At 59.6% G+C, this 20,694-nt stretch carries 18 protein-coding genes; 9 read left to right on the forward strand and 9 right to left on the reverse strand.

Features of this window, described 5'->3' with window-relative positions; all coding sequences use genetic code 11:
* Positions 1–7: 7 nt before the first annotated feature.
* The 4 genes from C8K63_RS00725 to yaaA all read right to left on the reverse strand — a co-directional run bounded on the left by C8K63_RS00725 (position 8) and on the right by yaaA (position 5,818).
* Entirely contained in the window at positions 8–1,177 is a 1,170-nt protein-coding gene (locus C8K63_RS00725; RefSeq protein WP_108214948.1) for an alginate biosynthesis protein Alg44, read from the reverse strand.
* Between the two features lie 36 nt (positions 1,178–1,213).
* Complete coding sequence (alg8, locus tag C8K63_RS00730) at positions 1,214–2,695, reverse strand: mannuronan synthase (RefSeq protein ID WP_371319101.1); 1,482 nt, start codon at positions 2,693–2,695, stop codon at positions 1,214–1,216.
* 200 nt (positions 2,696–2,895) lie between these two features.
* Positions 2,896–4,212: a nucleotide sugar dehydrogenase gene (locus tag C8K63_RS00735; RefSeq protein ID WP_046041959.1), complete on the reverse strand. Its 1,317-nt coding sequence runs from the start codon at positions 4,210–4,212 to the stop codon at positions 2,896–2,898.
* Positions 4,213–5,038: 826 nt separating this feature from the next.
* Positions 5,039–5,818: a peroxide stress protein YaaA gene (yaaA, locus tag C8K63_RS00740; protein ID WP_108214950.1), complete on the reverse strand. Its 780-nt coding sequence runs from the start codon at positions 5,816–5,818 to the stop codon at positions 5,039–5,041.
* A gap of 244 nt (positions 5,819–6,062) precedes the next feature.
* On the opposite strand from yaaA, the gene C8K63_RS00745 reads away from it, so the two are divergent.
* The 6 genes from C8K63_RS00745 to C8K63_RS00775 all read left to right on the forward strand — a co-directional run bounded on the left by C8K63_RS00745 (position 6,063) and on the right by C8K63_RS00775 (position 11,379).
* Complete coding sequence (locus tag C8K63_RS00745) at positions 6,063–7,187, forward strand: polysaccharide deacetylase family protein (protein ID WP_108214951.1); 1,125 nt, start codon at positions 6,063–6,065, stop codon at positions 7,185–7,187.
* Positions 7,188–7,523: 336 nt separating this feature from the next.
* Positions 7,524–8,918, forward strand: coding sequence for a PhoH family protein (locus C8K63_RS00750; protein WP_108214952.1), 1,395 nt, complete (start codon positions 7,524–7,526; stop codon positions 8,916–8,918).
* 228 nt (positions 8,919–9,146) lie between these two features.
* The gene (moaC, locus tag C8K63_RS00760) at positions 9,147–9,620 is read left to right on the forward strand and encodes a cyclic pyranopterin monophosphate synthase MoaC (protein WP_007972660.1); all 474 of its coding nucleotides are present in this window, start codon (positions 9,147–9,149) and stop codon (positions 9,618–9,620) included.
* Entirely contained in the window at positions 9,617–9,859 is a 243-nt protein-coding gene (gene moaD / locus C8K63_RS00765) for a molybdopterin converting factor subunit 1 (RefSeq protein WP_108214954.1), read from the forward strand. Before moaC ends, moaD begins: the two co-directional genes overlap by 4 nt.
* Before the next feature lie 3 nt (positions 9,860–9,862).
* On the forward strand, positions 9,863–10,315 hold the full coding sequence (gene moaE / locus C8K63_RS00770) for a molybdopterin synthase catalytic subunit MoaE (protein ID WP_108214955.1): 453 nt from the start codon (positions 9,863–9,865) through the stop codon (positions 10,313–10,315).
* Positions 10,316–10,602: 287 nt separating this feature from the next.
* On the forward strand, positions 10,603–11,379 hold the full coding sequence (locus C8K63_RS00775) for an ABC transporter substrate-binding protein (protein WP_108214956.1): 777 nt from the start codon (positions 10,603–10,605) through the stop codon (positions 11,377–11,379).
* Between the two features lie 112 nt (positions 11,380–11,491).
* On the opposite strand, the gene C8K63_RS00780 is transcribed toward C8K63_RS00775, so the two are convergent.
* From C8K63_RS00780 to C8K63_RS00800, 5 genes are all read right to left on the reverse strand, one after another.
* Positions 11,492–12,133: a transcriptional regulator gene (locus tag C8K63_RS00780; protein ID WP_108214957.1), complete on the reverse strand. Its 642-nt coding sequence runs from the start codon at positions 12,131–12,133 to the stop codon at positions 11,492–11,494.
* Between the two features lie 96 nt (positions 12,134–12,229).
* Positions 12,230–13,357 carry an FAD-binding oxidoreductase gene (locus tag C8K63_RS00785; RefSeq protein WP_108214958.1) on the reverse strand — a complete coding sequence of 376 codons (1,128 nt, stop codon included), beginning with the start codon at positions 13,355–13,357 and terminating at the stop codon, positions 12,230–12,232.
* Between the two features lie 133 nt (positions 13,358–13,490).
* Positions 13,491–14,435, reverse strand: a complete 945-nt coding sequence (locus C8K63_RS00790; protein WP_108214959.1) for an ornithine cyclodeaminase family protein — start codon at positions 14,433–14,435, stop codon at positions 13,491–13,493.
* 138 nt (positions 14,436–14,573) lie between these two features.
* Entirely contained in the window at positions 14,574–16,064 is a 1,491-nt protein-coding gene (rhlB, locus tag C8K63_RS00795) for an ATP-dependent RNA helicase RhlB (protein WP_108214960.1), read from the reverse strand.
* 98 nt (positions 16,065–16,162) lie between these two features.
* On the reverse strand, positions 16,163–16,819 hold the full coding sequence (locus C8K63_RS00800) for an alpha/beta hydrolase (protein WP_108214961.1): 657 nt from the start codon (positions 16,817–16,819) through the stop codon (positions 16,163–16,165).
* A 468-nt stretch (positions 16,820–17,287) separates the two neighbouring features.
* Here C8K63_RS00800 and C8K63_RS00805 point away from each other — a divergent pair, with 468 nt between their 5' ends.
* From C8K63_RS00805 to C8K63_RS00815, 3 genes are all read left to right on the forward strand, one after another.
* The gene (locus tag C8K63_RS00805) at positions 17,288–18,319 is read left to right on the forward strand and encodes an amino acid ABC transporter substrate-binding protein (protein WP_108214962.1); all 1,032 of its coding nucleotides are present in this window, start codon (positions 17,288–17,290) and stop codon (positions 18,317–18,319) included.
* Between the two features lie 65 nt (positions 18,320–18,384).
* On the forward strand, positions 18,385–19,566 hold the full coding sequence (locus C8K63_RS00810; protein WP_108214963.1) for an amino acid ABC transporter permease: 1,182 nt from the start codon (positions 18,385–18,387) through the stop codon (positions 19,564–19,566).
* 10 nt (positions 19,567–19,576) lie between these two features.
* Positions 19,577–20,674 carry an amino acid ABC transporter permease gene (locus C8K63_RS00815; protein ID WP_108214964.1) on the forward strand — a complete coding sequence of 366 codons (1,098 nt, stop codon included), beginning with the start codon at positions 19,577–19,579 and terminating at the stop codon, positions 20,672–20,674.
* The last annotated feature ends 20 nt before the right edge of the window (positions 20,675–20,694 follow it).

Here is a 20,694-nt window from a genome sequence, read left to right on the forward strand (position 1 = left end):
CCTCGACTTAAAGACCGACAGCCATGGCTTTGTCGATCAGCCAGTTCAGGTTCGGGCCACGGTCGCTGTTGACTTCCACCGGGCGGCCGGCGAGGGAGCTGTCCAGGGTTTCGTCCGGCTGGATCAGCACGCGGATGTCCGAAGACAGATCGGCGCTTTTCAGGCTGGTGCTGCTGACGATCTTGCCGGTGCGGCTCTTGTCCTCGCCAGCGATCTGGAAGCGCACCGAAGTACCCGGGCGCACGTCGCCGAACTGGCGATAGGAGAAGCGCGCTTCAACATTGGCTTCGCTGTTACGCGGCACCAGTTGGAAGATCACGTCACCCTTGCTGGCGTACTGACCGTTGGCAACCATTTGCTGGGCCACGGTGCAGTCGCACGGCGAGGTCAGGGTGCCGGTCATCTGCTTGCCGAACAGTTCTGCAACCTTGGCCGGGGCCAGTTGGTCTTCGTCCAGATGGCCCTTGAGCACGTCGAGCATGCTGGTGCTGAAGGTCGCCAGCGGTGCGCCCTTGGCGGCCACGCCGTCGGCTTTCACCAGGCTCTGCACGGTACCGTCGCGAGGCATGGTGATGTTCACGCCCGGCACGCTGACCAGACCGGCCTGGGCGTGGCTGACGAAGTACATGCCGTACACCGATTTGAAAACAAAGCCGAATGCAGTCAGGCCGACAACGAAGACCCCCAGGCTGAAGGTCACGGCTTTCAGGCGGCCGAACGCGGTCATGCCGTGGCCGCCGTCCTTCATCTTGCGCGCCTTGGTGAAGTTGTCGCGCTGCAGGGTCGCCAGCATTTCACCCACGCTGACGATGTCGCCAGCCAGGTGCGAAGTGATCAGGTGGCGCAGGGTCGAGATGTCCCGTGGTTCCAGGTTCTGGAACTGGCAGCCGGCGCGTCCGGTCTCGCGATCGAAGGAGCGGACCTGCAATTCGACGTCAATGGCCAGGCCGAGGTTGTCGATGAGGAATTGCAGGCGGGCCTTGTACACGTCACCGATCTTCAGCGGCAATTGACCGGCGTTGAACGCCAGGCCACCGGCGGACAGGTCGATCACCCGGGCTTCGACCGGTGTCCGGTCGGGGCCGAAGAAACGCAGCTTGGCCGGGATTTTCACGCGGGCGTGTTGGCGCTGGGCTTCGGATTCATGCACTACGTTGGCGTTGACGGCGGTATTCATAAGGGCGATTTCCTGGTTAATTCAATAAGGGGGCGGTCAGACCATCAACAGCAGCACGGCGACAAAAATGCTGCCGGCAGAGAAGGTCATGGTCCGAGACGACCAGGTGTTGAACCAACGTTGAAAGCTGGCGAGATCACGGGTCAGAGAAGTGGGCTGGCGAGTCCAGGACTGTTTATCGAGGCGGAAGAACACGTAGATCTTCACCAGCGCGCCGACGATCTGGTTGTAATAGAGAATCGCCGGGTAGGCCGGGCCGATCCGGTGTCCGGAGCACGACAGCAACAAGGTCAGGATGAACCGGGTGATGCCGATCCACAGCAGGTACACCAGGATGAACGCGGTGCCGTACTTGAAGCTGGCGATCAACGCCACGGTCAGGCCCAGCAGCGAGGTCCACATCGACACGCGCTGGTCGAACAGCACCACCGAAGTGAACACGCCGAGGCGTTTGATCCCCAGGCCCAGGGCGCGGGAATTCTGCCGCAGGTTGTTGCCGTACCAGCGGAACATCAGTTTGCGGCTGGCCTTGATGAAGCTCTTTTCCGGCGGGTGTTCAACGGTGTTGATCGCCGCGTCCGGCACGTAGAACGTGTCGTAGCCCAGGCGCATCAGGCTGAACCAGCTCGACTTGTCATCGCCGGTAAGGAACTTGAAGCGACCCAGGCGCCAGTGTTGCAGCGAGTCGCTTTCCACGTCGGCGATGAACTCCGGGTTGGTGACCACGGTGGCGCGGAACACCGACATGCGGCCAGTCATGGTCAGCACGCGCTTGGACAAGGCCATGGAGCACATGTTGATGTGGCGCTGGGCGAAACGCAGCTTGTGCCATTCGCTCATGATGTAGCCGCCACGCACTTCGCAGAATTCGTTGGTGGTCAGGCCACCGACGTTGCCGAACATCTGGAACCACGGCACGGTCTTGAGCACCACGCCTTCGGCCAGCACGGTGTCGCCATCGATCACCGCGACCACGGCGCGATCATCCGGCAGGTGCCGGGAGATGGCGCGGAAGCCGTAGGCCAGGCCATCGCGTTTGCCGGTGCCGGGAATGCGCACGAAGTCGAGTTTGACCCGGGACGGCGGATTCATCCGGCTCCACAAGCTTTTCACCAGCAGCTCATCGGACATTTCCACGATGGAGCAGACCACGGTGGTCGGCAGGCCGCAGTCGATGGCTTCGCGGATTACCGAGCTGTAGACCTGTGCAGTGGTCAGGGCGTCGATGCGGAAACTGGTGACCATCAGGAACACATGGGACGGGTCAGCCGCCTTGCCCAGCTTGCGCACTTTGCGTCGCAGGTAGGGGTAGACGATGTACAGAAAGATCATGCCGCGCACAAAGTGCGTGGCACCCATCGAATAGCGCCAGATACCCACGGCGCCAATCAGGAAAATGAAGTCCTTCGACTCGGAGTCGAACGTGGACACGGGCAACGCCATGGCGAGGCCCATCAGTAAACTCAGGTAGAACAGCCAACCGGCGGCCTGGAGTAGGCCGTGTTTTAGCCTGTGCATAATCTGCATCCGTCTCGATCTCGGGCGAGCCTTTGGGGTGGCCCGATGGGGTTAAGGCAGGCCTGTGAAAACTGGCGGCACCCGCTCTGGATGACGCCAGAATCCCTGTAGGAGCTGGCGAAGCCTGCGATCTTTTGATCTTCAGCAATCACGCCGGCGCCAAAAGATCGCAGCCTGCGGCAGCTCCTACAGATACCGCGTTACCAGCAGATACCTTCAGCCCGGCTATTCGTGCTGGTGGCCTTGGACATGAAACCAACCAGGTCGATCACTTGCTTGCCGTGTGGAACGTCCTGCACCAGGGCGCGGAACTTCTCGTCACGGTTACCGAGGATGATCACGTCGGAGTTGTTGATCACCGCGTCGAAATCGGAGTTCAGCAAGGACGAGACGTGAGGGATCTTCGACTCGATGTAGTCCTTGTTCGCGCCGTGAACGCGGGCGTACTCGACGTTGCTGTCGTAGATGCTCAGGTCATAGCCTTTGCCGATCAGCATTTCCGCCAGGTCAACCAGCGGGCTTTCACGCAGGTCGTCGGTGCCGGCCTTGAAGCTCAGGCCCAGCAGGGCGACTTTGCGTTTGTCGTGGCTGGAAACGATGTCGAAAGCGTTCTGCACCTGGGATTCGTTGCTGCGCATCAGCGAGTTGAGCAGCGGCGCTTCCACGTCCAGGGAACCGGCGCGGTAGGTCAGGGCACGCACGTCTTTTGGCAGGCACGAGCCACCGAAGGCGAAGCCCGGGCGCATGTAGTACTGGGACAGGTTGAGGGTCTTGTCCTGACAGACCACGTCCATCACTTCGCGACCGTCGACGCCGACCGCCTTGGCGATGTTGCCGATCTCGTTGGCGAAGGTGACCTTGGTGGCGTGCCACACGTTGCAGGTGTACTTGATCATCTCGGCGACGGCGATGTCCTTGCGGATGATCGGTGCGTCGAGCTCTTCGTACAGCGATTGCAGAACGTCGCCGGAAGCCTTGTCGAATTCGCCGATGACGGTCATTGGCGGCTGGTCGTAGTCGGCGATGGCGGTGCTTTCGCGCAGGAACTCAGGGTTCACGGCTACGCCGAAATCAACGCCGGCCTTCTTGCCGGAGCAGTCTTCGAGAATCGGGATGACCACGTTGGCCACGGTGCCCGGCAGCACGGTGCTGCGCACGACGATGGTGTGGCGGGTGGTCTTGTCACGCAGGACAAAACCGATTTCGCGGCACACTGCCTCGATGTAGTTCAGTTCCAGATCGCCGTTCTTCTTGCTCGGCGTGCCCACGCAGATCATCGACAGGTCGGTGTCGCGAATCGCCTCGGCGAAGTTGGTGGTGCCACGCAGACGACCCGTCTGGATGCCCTGTGCCAGAAGTTCGCCCAAGCCTGGTTCAACGATCGGCGATTTGCCGGCATTGATCATATCGATCTTGTCTTTGGCCACATCGACGCCAACGACGTCATGGCCCCGTGCAGACAGGCAACCGGCACATACCGCGCCGACGTAACCCAAACCAAAAATGCTGATGCGCATCGCAATTACCTCTCTGTTATCAAGCCTGTAAACATCAAGCCATTAGATGGCCGGAGTTAATGGTGTTCAGCGTGTTTTAGTGCACTCGCAAGTGTGCCTTACAGGCACAACGATGCCCTGTGCTGGCATATAAGTTACGAGTGTCTAAATAAATGCACTCAAGGTGTGCGCAACTAGGCCTTGTTGTTATGATTTGCCCTGTTATGCAGCCGATCCTCCTGTCGGAAGGATGCAGGTGCAACGGCCTTGCACGCTTGATGTCAGGCCGAAAGCCCGTGGATCAAGCGGTTGGGTGCTCGGGTGAGCACGTTTATAGGGGCGCTGCCGTGGCCTTGTAGGGGATAGTCATACCGCGTTATCTCCTGTCCGATTGCTGTTGTCCAAATCAGTGATTATTCAGCGCAAGTTAGTGTTTCAACTTCGCTACATGAATCGCTTATCTGCGTAAGTTATCTCGTACACGTTCGGCGAGAATCGTTACCGGTGGTATGAGCGGCGCGTTTGGACATAGTTCCAGTCCGCTCATCGTGAAATCTGAAATTTCTTGAAATACTGAGAGAGATGGCACTGCTCTCAAATTGATAGCACTTGCCGTTTCGCCCTTTATATATAGGCGGATCATCGGGCGGGATATTTTTTTGCCACTACTGTTAAAAAAAGTCAGTGCCACTACGCAAAAAAATGTTCGAAGTCGAGTGAAACTAAAGTTAGAAAATTGGTCGATGTATTTTTGACGCCATAAAAATGGCTAAAAGGTGGGGAAGGTTGAAGTGAATCAAGGGTCGGCGCACGAGGGGATGTGGAGGTCGTGCGCCGACTGGATGCATCACTCTGGTGCGTGATCGCGCAGAAACACCAGATTGTCCGGTTTGGATTGTTCGGCGCTGTAGCGATAGCCTTGAACGTCGAACTGCTTGAGGGTGGCCGGGTCATTGATGCGTTCATCGATGACGAAGCGACTCATCAAACCGCGGGCCTTTTTTGCGTAGAAGCTGATGATCTTGTACTGGCCGTTCTTCAGGTCTTTGAATTCGGTATTGATGATGCGCGCGTTCAAGTCGTTGCGCTTGACCGCCGAGAAGTACTCGTTGGACGCCAGGTTGAGCAGCACGTCATCGCCTTGATCGACCAGGGCTTCGTTCAGCCATTCGCTGATGCGCGTGCCCCAGAAGGCATACAGATCCTTGCCCCGGGCGTTGGCCAGCCTGGTGCCCATTTCCAGGCGATAGGGTTGCATCAGGTCCAGCGGACGCAGCAGGCCGTAGAGGCCCGAGAGCATGCGCAGGTGTTTTTGGGCGTAATCGAAATCGGCTTCGCTGAGGGTTTGCGCATTCATGCCGGTGTACACATCGCCCTTGAAGGCCAGCAGCGCCTGCTTGGCGTTTTCCGGGGTGAACGCGGGCGTCCAGCTGCCGAAACGCGCGGCGTTGAGCCCGCCGATCTTGTCGGAAACGTGCATCAACTCGCTGATCTGCGCCGGGGACAGCTCACGCAATTGCAGGATCAACTCCTGAGAGTGGTCGAGGTACTGCGGCTGGGTGAAGCGCTGGGTCGCCGGCGGTGTTTCATAGTCGAGGGTCTTGGCGGGTGAAATCACCATCAGCATGAAGTCGTCTCCTTTAATCGTGGCGGCGATTCTAGGGGGTTGTCGGTGTTGACTCCAGCTATGAGCGTGATAGGTGATCGGTGGTGTCATGGGGCAAGATCGCAGCCTCGCTTCGCTCGACAGCTCCTACGGGACCGGGTTGGCTCAAAAATGGAACCGGATCGCGTAGGCGCTGCCGTAGGCTGCGATCTTTTGATCTTCCCGGGATATAGTGCCGCGCGGGTTTTGTTACGGAGACATCCCATTGCGTATCGCTTTTCTCATCTCGATCTGGCTGTTGAGCTTCGGCGCCCTCGGGGCACCGGGCGATGTGGCGACGCTCGATCGCAGCACCTGGCCAGAAAAGCTCGGCAACCCGACACTGTTCGACGTGGCGTCGAGGGCCGAGATCCTCATGTTTTCCAGTGTGCTGTTGGCCAGCGAGGCGCTGGATGAACCCGCCCTGGCCCAGCGCCTGGGCCTGCGCACGATCAATCTGGAGTCGGTCAACCGGGTTCGCCAGCGTCTGTGGCAACGACTGCTGGCCAACTACAACTTCGCCCAACAGAGTTGCGACCAGGATGCCTCCTTCTGTTTTCTGGTCGACGACATGCCGACCCTGCACGAACAGGCCGCCAGGTTCCACGTCAGCGCGGACAGCTACTACATCAAGTGGGCCGAGCCGAGCCGTGTGTTTCACGCCCAATACCTGGACGAGCAGTTGCGCAAGGCCGCGCTGTTCCCGCAAACCAGCAGCGAAGTCGATCGTTTTGGCGACTATGAGCGCAGCGGCGATGGGATGCATGACCGGCTGTTTCTGCTGACTTTCGACAGCGCTGCCAATGCCGCGCCGGATAACACCGCCTGGGTCACCGAGTACCTGCGCAAGTCGAACCTGAGCGGGACGTTCTTCGTCCTCGGCAAGGACATCCAGGCCCGTTTGGCCGAGCATTCGGTGAGTAACCTGCAAGCGACCTACTCGACCCAGTGCATTGGCGTACAAGGCTGGGAATTCCGCTCCCACAGCCACTGGCAGGACTGGCAGGACTCGGTGCGCCGCAGCGCCGAACTGGTCAAAAGCAAGCTGCCGGAGAACTACGTGCCACTGTTCCGTCCGCCGGATGGCCAGCGCCGTTCCGATGCCGAAGGCTTCTTCAAGGCTCAGGGTCTGCAGGTCGCGCTGTGGGACATCGACGCCCAGGACGGCGCCGGCAAACTCAAGGGCAGCCCGAGTGCGCAACGGGTGCTGACCCTGATGCTGCTGTGGCGGCACGGCGTGATCAATTTCAATGTGAAACAGGAGGGGGTGAAAACGGCGTTGCCGTGGCTGGTCACGCAAACGGCGCCTGTCGGAATCGGCTGGGAAGATTGCCAGGATGCGTTTCGCTGAAAACGGCAAAACCCCGTAAACATCGGGTTTTTGGCGATTTTGGAAGGGGATTCGTTGCAGGTCGACTTATGACTGTAAACGGGTGATGGCAGTCCGCCAAGTGCTATTGGTCATTCTGAAAAATAAACTTCAAAAAAGCGTCAAAGTACTTTTTTCTGTCATACGTTTTGGAGTATTACGAAGACAGACCGCCGAAACCTGCAACACAGGTGGCGTCTTCCAAGACCCCGCATGTATGCAGAACACTTGAGTCCCCGCAGGTGTATTCGGCAGTCACTTCGAGGCGCAGCACCGTCAAGGTATTGCGTCGAATGGCTCCCACAAAGGTGACCGAGTATGGATGATCACGGACGTAGCTCTTCTTCCAACCAGCCAATCCTTTATGTACTCGATACCAACGTATTGATTCACGATCCAAACGCGCTGCTCAACTTCGAAGAACACCACGTCGCGATCCCGATGACCGTGCTTGAAGAGCTCGACAAGCTCAAGAGCGGGCATCACAGCGTTGCCGCCGAATGCCGCCAGGCCATCCGCCTGATCGACAAGACCCTGGGCGATGCCTCACCCGAGGACGTCGAGCAGGGTGTGCCGATCCAGCGTGGCAAAAGCGGACCCAAGGGTTTGCTGTCAATTCTGATGATCAGGAATGCCGAGCCGAATCTGATTCTGCCCGAGCACCTGAACGACAACAAAATCATCAACCAACTGATCGACCTGCACGCGCGCGACCCGAAAAAGCCCGTGGTGCTGGTCACCAAAGACATCAACATGCGCCTCAAGGCGCGCGCCTGCGGGATCGAGGCCGAGGACTACAGCACCGACCAACTGGTCGACGACGTGTCCTTGCTGCCCAACGGCTACCACAACATGACCGGCTCTTTCTGGGACCGCGTGAGCAAGGTCGAAACCCGTCAGGACCACGGCCGCACCTGGCATCAGGTGCAGTTGATCGACAACTTGCCGGCGGTGCACATCAATGAATTCATCATTGATGAACAGGGCTTTGTCGGCTGGATCAAGGAGATCGAAGAGGACCGCCTGCTGATCCTCGACCTGCACCAGGAACCGCTGCTGCACCAGGAGGCCTGGGGCCTGAAACCGCGTGATATCTATCAGAGCCTGGCGCTGTACGCCTTGCTCGATCCGGACATCCACCTGGTCAACCTGTCGGGTGCCGCGGGTTCGGGTAAAACCATCCTGGCGCTGGCCGCTGCGATCGAGCAGACCATGGTCAGCAAACGTTATCGCCGCATCATCGCCACCCGCAGCGTGCAGGGCCTGGACCAGGAAATCGGCTTTCTGCCCGGCACCGAGGCGGAAAAAATGGAGCCGTGGCTGGGCGCCATCACCGACAACCTCGAAGCCTTGCACATGGATGACGAAAGCACCCATGGCAGCGTCGACTACATCCTCAGCAAAGTGCCGTTGCAGTTCAAATCCCTCAACTACATCCGGGGCCGCAGCTTCCAGCAGAGCCTGATTTTGATCGACGAATGCCAGAACCTCACGCCGCACCAGATGAAAACCATCATCACCCGTGCCGGCGCCGGTTCCAAAGTGGTGTGCCTGGGCAACCTGGCGCAGATCGACACCCCTTACCTGTCCGCGACCAGCTCCGGGCTGACCTACCTCACTGAACGCTTCAAGGACTTCCCGAACGGGGTGCACATCACCCTGCAAGGGGTACCACGCTCGATCCTGGCCGAATACGCCGAATCGCATTTGTAACTGTCCATCGGAACCGGGCGGCCCTACAGCCGCCCGGTTTTTTATGCCCGACACAAATTCTCTGTAGGAGCGAGCTTGCTCGCGAAGGTGGATCAGGCAACGCTGCGTAGACTGACACACCATCGCGAGCAAGCTCGCTCCTACAGGGACTGCGGCAAGCCGACAATCGTGCGTGCGGAAATTTGACCTGCAGGTTTACAATCGACGCTCCTGATCAGGAGTAATCCCGTGCTGACTCATCTCGATTCCCAAGGTCGCGCCAACATGGTCGACGTCACTGAAAAAGCCGTGACGTTCCGTGAGGCGACCGCCCAAGCGCTGGTGCGCATGCTGCCCGAAACCCTGCAGATGATCGTCAGTGGCGGCCACCCCAAGGGTGATGTGTTTGCCGTGGCGCGCATTGCCGGCATTCAGGCAGCGAAGAAAACCAGCGATCTGATTCCCCTGTGCCATCCGCTGATGCTGACCGGCGTCAAGGTCGAGCTCAGTGCCGAAGGCGACGATTCGGTGCGCATCGTGGCGCGCTGCAAGCTGTCCGGGCAGACTGGTGTCGAGATGGAGGCGTTGACCGCTGCCAGTGTCGCCGCGCTGACCATCTACGACATGTGCAAGGCCGTGGACCGCGGCATGACCATCGAAAGCGTGCGTCTGCTGGAGAAGGTCGGTGGCAAGAGTGGTCATTTCCAGGCGGAGCAGCCATGAACGTTACCGTGAAGTTTTTCGCTCGTTATCGTGAAGCGCTGGGTGTGGACTCGGTGAAGGTTCAAGGCGATTTCGCCACCGTTGACGATATCCGCGCACTGTTGGCCCAGCGTGACGGTGCCGAGGTGTTGAGCGAGCAAAACCTGATGTGCGCCCGCAACGAAGACCTCTGCCAGCTCGACGAGCCGGTCAGCGAGGGCGATGAAGTGGCGTTCTTCCCGACTGTGACCGGAGGCTGAACCATGGCCATTCGCTTGCAGTCCACGCCGTTCGACCCGGGTGCCGAGGTCAACGCCATGCACGACGCCAACGTCGGCGTGGGGGCGGTGGTGAGTTTTGTCGGCTATGTGCGCGACTTCAACGACGGCCTCGATGTGGCCGGGATGTTCCTCGAGCATTATCCCGGCATGACCGAAAAAGCCCTCGGCAAGATCGCCACCGAGGCCGAGCAGCGCTGGCCGCTGCTCAAGCTGGAAGTGCTGCACCGCGTCGGCACCCTGGAACCGGGCGAGCCGATTGTCTTCGTCGGCGCGGCCAGCGCCCATCGTCAGGCGGCATTCGACGCCTGCGCCTTTGTCATGGATTACCTGAAAACCCGTGCGCCGTTCTGGAAGAAAGAAAACACCAGCGACGGGCCGCGCTGGGTCGAGGGGCGTGACAGTGATCATGCGGCGGCGGATCGCTGGAAACAGTAGTTTCTGCGGCGTCTCTGATTAAGCTATCGCGAGCAGGCTCGCTCCTACAGTAGATCTGTGTTCACAGTTCAAATGTAGGAGCGAGCCTGCTCGCGATGGCGTCATCTGCATCAGCAAAATTCTTGATGAACCACCACCCGACCACCGGCCGGAACGGGCTGCATTTGCCTCATTGACGATTTATACATAAAAGTCCAGTATGGAATTATAAGTACAAAAAAGATTTCCACCCGTTTCAGCTTTTTCTTCTGTCTTGCCAAACCAACAACAACCGCGAGAAAACGAACATGAAGAAGTTCCCCCTCATCACCGGTCTGGCCTTGAGCCTGTTGGCGTGCAGTTCTGTATTCGCCGCCGAGAAAACCCTGCGCATTGGCATTGAAGCCGCTTACCCGCCGTTCGCCTCGAAAACCGACAAAGGCGAAATCGTCGGTTTCGACTATGACATCGGCAATGCCCTGTGCGCACAGATGAAGGCCAAGTGTGTGTGGGTGGAAGGTGAGTTCGACGGTCTGATTCCTTCCCTGAAGGTGAAGAAAATCGACATGGCGCTGTCGTCCATGACCATCAATGAAGACCGCAAGAAGTCGGTGGACTTCACCCACAAGTACTATTTCACTTCGTCGCGTCTGGTGATGAAGGATGGCGCGGTGGTGGATGACCAGTACGCCAGCCTCAAGGGCAAGACCGTCGGCGTGCAGCGCGCCACCACCACCGACCGTTACGCCACCGAGGTGTTCGAGCCCAAGGGCATCAACGTCAAGCGCTACAGCAACAACGAAGAAATCTACATGGACCTGGCCGCCGGTCGCCTCGACGCGATTTTTGCCGACACTATTCCGCTCAATGATTTCCTGTCGATGCCCCGTGGCAAGGGTTACGCCTTTGTCGGGCCGGAGCTGAAAGATCCGAAATATGTGGGCGAGGGTGCCGGGATTGCCGTGCGCAAGGGCAATACCGAACTGGTCAGCGAGCTGAACACGGCTATCGATGGTATTCGTGCCAATGGTGAGTACCAGAAGATTTCGGACAAGTATTTCAAGTCCGACATCTACGGCGACTGATGGTCCGCCATCGCGAGCAGGCTCGCTCCTACAGGGTACGGTGTACGCCGATCCATTGTAGGAGCGAGCCTGCTCGCGATGAGGCCAGATCAAACAATACAAATCTCAGGGCCTAGCCCTTCAATTCCTTCAAATGCTTGTACACCGTCGCCCGGCCCATGTTCAGCACATTGGCCACGTAGTTCGACGCACTTTTGCCCTTGAACGCACCTTCGGCGTGCAACGCCAGCACCAGTTCACGCTTGTGGTCGCGGGTCAGCAGATTCAGGCTCAGCTGGCGTTCGCGCAGCCAGGCGTGGAGGAAAGTGTTGATCCGTTCCTGCCAGTCATCGCGGAACAGTGAATCCGGTTGCGGGATCAGCTTGGTCGGCGACAGGAACAGGTCCAAAGCGGCCTTGGCATTTTCGAACAACGAAATGTTCAGGTTGATGCACAGCACCGCCAGCGGATGACCCTCGCTGTCGCGTAGCACCGTGCTGAGGCTGCGAATCTTCTGACCATCCCAGTTGAGCTTTTCGTACGGCCCGATGTTTCGTTCGCTGACATCGTCGCTGAGCATGTCTTCCAGCGCCGAGTCGTCGCCGATTTCCCGTTTGGACAGGTTGTTGGCGATGTAGTCGACCTTTTGCGTACGCAGGTCGTGCAGCACCACTTCGGCGTGGGGAAAGAACAGTGTGGCGATGGCATCGGCGATCGCCCGGAAGTTATCCAGCGACGCAGTGTTCGGGACCGAGTCTTTTTCGGGGGCGTTCATACAGTGGAACTCCAGGCAGCGTCAGCGCCCCATCAAAGGGGCTCTGAAAGTGTGCCGTAATCGTGTGGGCGCGTCACCTGAGGATCAGGATCAGGATCAGCCGAGGCGGGCAGGGGAGAGCATTTCGGCATTCAGGCCGAAACGGCCAAGTGACTCGGGCAACGCTGCACCGCGCACCAGTGCTGCGCTGGCCAGGCCCATGGCAGGCGAGGTCTGGATGCCATAACCGCCCTGTGCCGCGACCCAGAACAGCCCCGGCACTTGTGGATCGAAACCGGACAGCAAGTCGCCGTCGCTGACGAAGCTGCGCAGGCCGGCCCAGGTGCGGGTCGGGCGGCGAATGGTCAGGGTCGTGGCTTCTTCGATCTGGTAGATGCCCATGGCAATGTCCAGCTCTTCGGGCTGCACATCGTGGGGTTCGACCGGGTCGGCGTTGGCCGGCGAGCCGAGGAACATCCCGGCGTCGGGTTTCATGTAGAAGGATTCGTCGAGGCTGACCAGCATCGGCCAATGGTGGATGTCCACGCCTTCGGGGCCGGCGAAGATGAACGCGGCACGGCGTTTGGGTTGCAGGCCCAGCGGCTTGGCGCCGGCCAGTTCGCCGATCTTGTCGGCCCACGCGCCGGCGGCGTTGATGATGATCGGCGCGCTGAACGTCTGGCTGCCGGTCTGGACATGCCATGTACTTTGGCCGTCGCGGCTCAGGCTGACGACTTCGCTGTCGGTATGCACTTCGCCCTGGTTGCGGCGGATACCGCGCAAATAGCCCTGGTGCAGGGCATCGGTGTCGATGTCGCTGGCAGTCGGGTCGTAGATGGCGCCGTGGACCTTTTCCCGACGCAGGATCGGCACCAACGCGCAGGCCTCGTCGACGCCGAGCAATTGCATCTCTGGCACCGTGGTTTTTGCGCTCTGGTATTGCCTGTTCAGCTCGTCCGGGTCACCGGTGAAGTCCACGGTCATTTCGCCACGCGGGGTCAGCAGCGGGTGTTCGCAGAAACCGCTGGGCGGGTTGTCGAAAAAGTCCCGGCTGGCCAGAGTCAATGCGCGAACTTGCGGGGTGCCGTAGGCTGCGGTGTACAGCGCAGCCGACCGGCCGGTGGAGTGATAGGCCGGATGGGATTCGCGTTCGAGCACGATCACGCGGCCGTGCTGCGACAGCCAGAAACCGGTGGAAGCGCCGGCAATCCCGCCGCCGATGATGATGAAATCTGCCTGGCTCATGAACGTCTCCTGATAACGCGCGATGCCAATGGTTCGGTACCCTTGTAGGAGCGAGCTTGCTCGCGATGGTGGATCAGGCACCACTGTGTCGACTGACACACCATCGCGAGCAAGCTCGCTCCTACAGGGGGGGTTAGTGCTGCAGGCGATAGATCGCATTGGCCAGCGCAATATCTTCCAGGCCCAGGCCAATCGAGCGGAAGAAAACATGTCGGTCGTAGCCGGGGCGCTGTACTTTCTCGCTTACCAGATCGGGCAGGTCGCCGACGATCGCGCCCTTGTCCCAGCCGTGCCGTTCGGCGGCGATCAGCATTTCACCGGCCGAGCCCGGGGTGGTCAGGCGATAGTCACAGAACACCTGCATGTCATTGAGGCTCTGCGGCGGCACTTCGTGGGCGCGTGGCGCGTTGGTACTGATGGAGGTGATCAGCGCCGGTTTGCGTAAGTGAGACGGGTCGATCACAGGGCCAGCGGACGAGGTGCAGAGCATGATCACGTCGGCGTCCTGGACAGCAGCTTCGCGACTGTCGACGATGTTCAGGCGTGGCTCGATGTTTTTCAGCAGGCTCACGGTTTCGGCATCTTTGCTCAGGCTCGGCGAATACAGGCTGATGCTCTGCCAGTCGCGCAGGCCTTTCACGTAATGCAGGTGCGCCTGGGCCACTTTGCCGCTGCCGATGATGGCCAGGCGCCTGGCTGTGAGCGGCGCGAGGGCGTCGACCGCCACGGCGGTGGTCGCGGCGGTGCGGGCCGTGGTCAGTTCGCCCGCATCGCACAGCAACAGCGGCTGGCCGGTTTGCATCGACATCAGCAGTGTCCATGCCGTCACCAATGGCCCCTGTTCACGGACGATGTACGGCGAAGTCTTGATCCCGTACACGCCGTCTTCGGCCAACACGCCCAGGTAATTGATGAAGTCGCCGGCGCCCTGGGGAAATTCCACCAGCTGCTGCGCCGGTTGCACTGCTTGCCCGGCGGCCAGGTCGCGGAACAGTTTGCGCAGGATCTGCGGTACATCGATCTGCGCCAGTAGCTCGCGAGCCTGGGCTTGGGGGATCACTTGGGGCGTACTGGACATGGCCTGCTCCGGAGCTGGAAGTAAACTAATTTGTCTATTATGGACTTTTAGATATCTACAGCAAGCTCCTGTTGAAAAAAAGCCGGGCGAAAAAAAAGCGCAGTCCGTTTCCGGCTGCGCTTGTCTTTTCAGCGTCGCTTAATGAGGACGCTTGCGCTCAACTGCCCGCAACAGATGCGTCGGTGGCGTTTCACAGCTGATCTTGCGTCCCAGCAGTTCTTCGATGGACGGTAGCTGGTAGGAGTCGTCTTCACCGGCAAAGCTGATGGATACACCGTCGGCGCCAGCACGACCGGTCCGGCCGATGCGGTGCACGTAGTCGTCCGGCACTTCCGGAAGGGTGAAGTTGATCACGTGGCTGATGCCGTCGATGTGGATGCCGCGGCCGGCCACGTCGGTGGCCACCAGTACGCGGATCTTGCCTTCGCGGAAACCTTCCAGGGTCTTGATGCGCTTGTGCTGCGGCACGTCGCCGGACAGTTGCGCGGCGTTGATGCCGTCGCGCACCAGGCGTTCTTCGATGCGTCGCACTTCATCCTTGCGGTTGGCGAACACGATCACCCGCTCCCAACCATTGTCGTTGACCAGGTTGTAGAGCAGTTTGTATTTGTCGGCACCGGCCACCGCGTAGATGTGCTGCTCGACGTTTTCGCTGGCCACGTTCTGCGCTTCGATCTCGACGATCGACGGGTCGGTGGTCCATTGCTTGGCCAGGTTCATCACGTCTTCGGTGAAGGTCGCGGAGAACAGCAGCGTCTGACGCTCGGACTTCGGTGGCGTCTGGCGAATGATCTGGCGCACTTGCGGGATGAAGCCCATGTCGAGCATGCGGTCGGCTTCGTCCAGTACCATCACTTCGACCATGTCCAGATGCACGTCGCCGCGCTGGTTGAAGTCCAGCAGACGGCCCGGTGTGGCCACGAGGATGTCGCAGTGGCGGGCTTCGAGGTGCTTGAGTTGCTTGTCGAAGTCCATGCCGCCGACGAAGGTCATGACGTTGAGGCCGGTGTACTTGGTCAGGTCGGCGGCGTCCTTGGCGATCTGCACTACCAGTTCGCGGGTCGGTGCGATGATCAGTGCCCGCGGCTCACCCATGTAGCGCTCTTTCGGCGGCGGGGTTTGCAGCAGCTGGGTGATGATCGAGATCAGGAACGCAGCGGTTTTGCCGGTACCGGTCTGGGCGCGGCCGATGGCGTCTTTGCCCGCGAGGGTGAAGCCCAGCACCTGGGCCTGGATCGGCGTGCAATACGGGAAGCCCAGGTCCTGGATGGCGTGCATCAGCTCAGGGGCGAGTTTGAAATCGTGGAAGCGGGTTTTGCCTTCCTGGGGTTCGACGACGAAGTCTTCGAGTTTCCATGGGATGACCGGCGCCTTCGGCTTGGGTTCACGGCGCGGTTTGGCGGGTTTCGGCGTTTCGCTGCGTGGTTCTTCCGGGGGGGTTATCGCCGCAGGCTGGGCAGTTTGTGCGGTCTTCGGCTCATGCTTGGGTGCCGCGGTGGGGGCGGCCCGTTCAGACTGATTACCGTCGGTGCGGTGGCCGGGAGCGTGAGACGCAGCGCTGGGAACAGGCGCGAGTTGCTCAGTCTCGCTTTTACCGAACATTTTCTTGAGTGCTTTGAGCACGGTCATCTCATCAATTGGTTAAGGAATGTACGCCGGCCAGTGTAATGCAAGAACCGGGCGCGGCGTAGGGGGATGGATCAAAGGGCGCTTTTAATCCGGAACGCTCAGCGCAAGCGCTCGGCGAGCCAGGTGCCGATGTCGCGAATTTCTTCGGGTAACACTTCGTGACCCATTGGGTATTCCTGCCATGTCACGGTGACACCACGCAGCTTCAAATGCTCGTAGGCGCTGCGTCCCATCGAGTTTTGCACCACGTCGTCATACTGGCCGTGCATCGTCAGCACCGGAATGCGCTGCTGGCTGGCGGACAACTCCAGTTCATCGCCGAAGGTCGGTGCATAAGTAGAAAGGGCAACGATGCCACCCAGTGGTCCCTGCCACTTCAGAAACGCGGTGTGGAACACCACGGCACCGCCCTGGGAAAAACCTGCCAGGAAAATCCGCGAGGCGTCTATTCCGCAGGCTCGCTGCGCCTCAATCAATTCGATGATCCAGTTGGCGGACTCTTCAAGTTGTTCGCGATTGATCGCGCGCGCCGGGCTCATGGCCAATATGTCGTACCAGCTCGGCATCTCGTAACCGCCATTGATGGTCACGGCGCGGCTCGGTGCCTGGGGCAAAACGAAGCGGGTGCTCAGCAGGCTTTCCTGTAGCGCTTCGGCCACCGGCAGGAAGTCATAGCGGTCGGCGCCCAGGCCATGCAGCCAGATGACGCAGGCGTCTGCGGTCTTGACGGGTTCAAGAATCAAGGGGTTGGTCATGGCTGCTCCAATGTTGTGCGTGCGCGCTCATTAAGTGCGTGATCCAAGTGCGCGTCAGGTTGATCCGTTAAGAAGATGTCGCAAGGGTACAAGTTTTGCTATTGACCTGCAGCTGAAGCGCTTCCGCGGGCGGTGTGGTACGGGCTTTGCTATGGAGAAGCGGTGCAACACATCTCGCGCCCGGCGGTAACACTATCAGTGTACTGCCGACTGTGGGATAGCAATGAATCCGGTGATGGATGTTCGCCAAGGGCCGCTACGGGGCTTCGCGAACGTGAAAGGGCTACAGCCCCGTTCGGCCGACTGGTGAGAGTGAGTTTTCCATGATGTGGATTTTCTCCTACTAGACACATAGCTAACGTCTTACGTCGGTTGACCCCAAAAAAAACCAACACGGGTCGACTACGCCTCAAAAGGGTGCGACAGGACTCACGCTCCGACACAACAAGAGCAAAACTGGAGGTTTGAATGAAGATGTTGAAATCCACCCTGGCTATCGTGACTGCAGCCGCGGTGCTCGGTGTCAGCGGGTTTGCCCAGGCGGGTGCAACCCTGGATGCAGTGATGAAGAAGGGTTTCGTGCAGTGTGGCGTCAGCGATGGCCTGCCAGGCTTCTCGGTTCCGGATTCCACCGGCAAGATCGTGGGTATCGATGCTGACTACTGCCGCGCAGTAGCGGCGGCGGTCTTCGGCGACGCGACCAAGGTCAAGTTCAGCCAGTTGAACGCCAAGGAGCGCTTCACCGCGCTGCAATCCGGCGAAATCGACATCCTGTCGCGCAACACCACCATGACCAGCTCCCGTGACGCCGGCATGGGCCTGAAATTCCCAGGCTTCATCACCTACTACGACGGCATCGGCTTCCTGGTAAACAACAAGCTGGGCGTCAAGAGCGCCAAGGAACTGGACGGTGCAACCATCTGCATCCAGGCCGGTACCACCACCGAACTGAACGTCTCCGACTACTTCCGCGGCAACGGCCTGAAGTACACCCCAATCACCTTCGACACCTCCGACGAAAGCGCCAAGTCGCTGGAATCCGGTCGTTGCGACGTACTGACCTCCGACAAATCCCAGCTGTTCGCCCAGCGCAGCAAGCTGGCCTCGCCGAAGGACTACGTGGTTCTGCCGGAAACCATTTCCAAGGAACCTCTGGGCCCGGTCGTGCGTAATGGCGACGACGAGTGGCTGGCCATCGTGCGTTGGACTGGCTTCGCCATGCTCAACGCTGAAGAAGCCGGCATCACTTCGAAGAACGTCGAAGCCGAAGCCAAGGGCACCAAGAACCCGGACGTTGCCCGTCTGTTGGGTACCGACGGTGAATACGGCAAAGACCTGAAAGTGAAGAAAGACTGGGTCGTGCAGATCGTCAAGCAAGTGGGTAACTACGGCGAAGTGTTCGAGAAAAACCTCGGCAAGAGCACTCCGCTGGAAATCGACCGCGGGCTGAACGCTCTGTGGAACGCTGGCGGCATTCAATACGCACCACCAGTGCGCTGATGGTTCTATCACCCGGTGGGCCAACCACCGGGTGATGTTCTGTTCCATTATTTGCGGGGCACTTCATGCAAAATTCAATCGGCGCACCAAAGCAAAGGCTCAGCCTCAGCGATCCACGCGTGCGTGCTTGGCTATTCCAGATCATCACCATTGTCGCGGTGGTCTCGATGGGCTGGTATCTGTTCGATAACACGCAGACCAACCTTCAGCACCGGGGCATTACCTCCGGTTTCGACTTTCTGGAGCGCAGTGCCGGTTTCGGCATCGCTCAACACCTGATCGACTACACCGAATCGGACACCTATGCCCGAGTGTTTGTCATCGGCCTGCTCAACACCTTGCTGGTGACCTTCATCGGCGTGATCCTGGCGACGATCCTCGGGTTCATCGTCGGCGTGTCACGGCTGTCGAAGAACTGGATCATCAGCAAGGTAGCGACGGTGTATGTGGAAGTCTTCCGCAATATTCCGCCACTGCTGCAAATCCTGTTCTGGTATTTCGCGGTATTCCTGACCATGCCGGGGCCGCGCAACAGCCATAACTTCGGCGACACCTTCTTCGTCAGCGCCCGCGGCCTGAACATGCCCGCCGCTCTGATGGCGGATGGATTCTGGCCGTTTGTAGCCAGCGTCGTGGTGGCAATCGTCGCCATCGTGCTGATGAGCCGCTGGGCGACCAAGCGCTTCGAAGCCACCGGTGTGCCGTTCCACAAGTTCTGGGTGGGCCTGGCGATGTTCCTGGTCATCCCTGCGCTGTGTGCACTGATTTTCGGCGCACCATTGCATTGGGAAATGCCGAAGTTGCAAGGCTTCAACTTCGTCGGTGGCTGGGTGCTGATCCCGGAACTGCTGGCGCTGACCCTGGCCCTGACCGTGTACACCGCGGCGTTTATCGCCGAGATCGTGCGCTCGGGCATCAAGTCGGTCAGCCATGGCCAGACCGAAGCGGCGCACTCGCTGGGGCTGCGTAACGGTCCGACCCTGCGCAAGGTGATCATCCCGCAAGCCCTGCGCGTGATCATTCCACCGCTGACCAGCCAATACCTGAACCTGGCGAAGAACTCTTCGCTGGCAGCCGGTATCGGTTATCCGGAAATGGTCTCGCTGTTTGCCGGTACGGTGCTGAACCAGACCGGGCAGGCGATCGAGGTGATTGCGATCACCATGAGCGTGTACCTGGCGATCAGTATCAGCATTTCCCTGCTGATGAACTGGTACAACAAGCGCATTGCGCTGATCGAGCGGTAAGGAAAAGCGCATGAGCACTCATACTTTCAAACCCGACATGCCTCCACCGGGCCGCAGCATAGGCGTGGTGGCGTGGATGCGCGCGAACATGTTCTCCAGCTGGCTCAACACCCTGCTGACCCTGTTTGCGTTTTATCTGATTTACCTGGTGATTCCGCCGATCCTGAGCTGGGCCATTCTCGACGCCAACTGGGTGGGTACGACCCGCGCCGACTGCACCAAGGAAGGCGCCTGCTGGGTGTTCATCCAGCAGCGTTTCGGCCAGTTCATGTACGGCTACTACCCGCCTGAACTGCGCTGGCGCGTGGACCTGACGGTGTGGCTGGCGATCGTCGGCGTGGCGCCGTTGTTCATCTCGCGCTTTCATCATAAAGCGGTGTACGGGCTGGGCTTCCTGGTGCTGTACCCGGTCTTTGCCTACTTCCTGCTGAATGGCGGCATTTTTGGCCTGACCAGCGTGGCGACCAGTCAATGGGGCGGCCTGATGCTGACCCTGGTGATCGCCACCGTCGGCATCGCCGGTGCGCTGCCGCTGGGGATTGTCCTGGCCCTGGGCCGTCGTTCGAACATGCCGGCGATTCGCGTGGTCTGCGTGACCTTCATCGAGTTCTGGCGCGGCGTGCCGTTGATCACGGTGCTGTTCATGTCCTCGGTGATGCTGCCGTTGTTCCTGCCCGAAGGCATGAACTTCGACAAGCTGCTGCGGGCGCTGATCGGCGTGATCCTGTTCCAGTCGGCCTACGTGGCCGAGGTGGTGCGCGGTGGTCTGCAGGCGATTCCAAAAGGTCAGTACGAAGCCGCTGCCGCGATGGGCCTGGGCTACTGGCGCAGCATGGGCCTGGTGATTCTGCCGCAAGCCCTGAAGCTGGTGATCCCCGGCATCGTCAACACCTTCATTGCGCTGTTCAAGGACACTAGCCTGGTGATCATCATCGGCCTGTTCGACCTGCTCAACAGCGTCAAGCAAGCCGCTGCCGATCCGAAATGGCTGGGCATGGCCACCGAAGGCTATGTGTTCGCCGCCCTGGTGTTCTGGATTTTCTGTTTTGGTATGTCGCGCTATTCCATGCATCTGGAACGCAAGCTCGACACAGGCCACAAGCGCTAAGTCGCTACCTAATTTAGGAA

This window comes from Pseudomonas sp. GV085, assembly GCF_003050925.1.
Classification (GTDB): domain Bacteria; phylum Pseudomonadota; class Gammaproteobacteria; order Pseudomonadales; family Pseudomonadaceae; genus Aquipseudomonas.

Bases quoted from the DNA above. Each gene is read 5' to 3' on its own strand.
- C8K63_RS00725 (WP_108214948.1), bottom strand. From the start codon at position 1,177: ATGAATACCGCCGTCAACGCCAACGTAGTGCATGAATCCGAAGCCCAG.
- alg8 (WP_371319101.1), bottom strand. From the start codon at position 2,695: ATGCACAGGCTAAAACACGGCCTACTCCAGGCCGCCGGTTGGCTGTTC.
- C8K63_RS00735 (WP_046041959.1), bottom strand. From the start codon at position 4,212: ATGCGCATCAGCATTTTTGGTTTGGGTTACGTCGGCGCGGTATGTGCC.
- yaaA (WP_108214950.1), bottom strand. From the start codon at position 5,818: ATGCTGATGGTGATTTCACCCGCCAAGACCCTCGACTATGAAACACCG.
- C8K63_RS00750 (WP_108214952.1), top strand. From the start codon at position 7,524: ATGGATGATCACGGACGTAGCTCTTCTTCCAACCAGCCAATCCTTTAT.
- moaD (WP_108214954.1), top strand. From the start codon at position 9,617: ATGAACGTTACCGTGAAGTTTTTCGCTCGTTATCGTGAAGCGCTGGGT.
- moaE (WP_108214955.1), top strand. From the start codon at position 9,863: ATGGCCATTCGCTTGCAGTCCACGCCGTTCGACCCGGGTGCCGAGGTC.
- C8K63_RS00775 (WP_108214956.1), top strand. From the start codon at position 10,603: ATGAAGAAGTTCCCCCTCATCACCGGTCTGGCCTTGAGCCTGTTGGCG.
- C8K63_RS00780 (WP_108214957.1), bottom strand. From the start codon at position 12,133: ATGAACGCCCCCGAAAAAGACTCGGTCCCGAACACTGCGTCGCTGGAT.
- C8K63_RS00785 (WP_108214958.1), bottom strand. From the start codon at position 13,357: ATGAGCCAGGCAGATTTCATCATCATCGGCGGCGGGATTGCCGGCGCT.
- C8K63_RS00790 (WP_108214959.1), bottom strand. From the start codon at position 14,435: ATGTCCAGTACGCCCCAAGTGATCCCCCAAGCCCAGGCTCGCGAGCTA.
- rhlB (WP_108214960.1), bottom strand. From the start codon at position 16,064: ATGACCGTGCTCAAAGCACTCAAGAAAATGTTCGGTAAAAGCGAGACT.
- C8K63_RS00800 (WP_108214961.1), bottom strand. From the start codon at position 16,819: ATGACCAACCCCTTGATTCTTGAACCCGTCAAGACCGCAGACGCCTGC.
- C8K63_RS00805 (WP_108214962.1), top strand. From the start codon at position 17,288: ATGAAGATGTTGAAATCCACCCTGGCTATCGTGACTGCAGCCGCGGTG.
- C8K63_RS00810 (WP_108214963.1), top strand. From the start codon at position 18,385: ATGCAAAATTCAATCGGCGCACCAAAGCAAAGGCTCAGCCTCAGCGAT.
- C8K63_RS00815 (WP_108214964.1), top strand. From the start codon at position 19,577: ATGAGCACTCATACTTTCAAACCCGACATGCCTCCACCGGGCCGCAGC.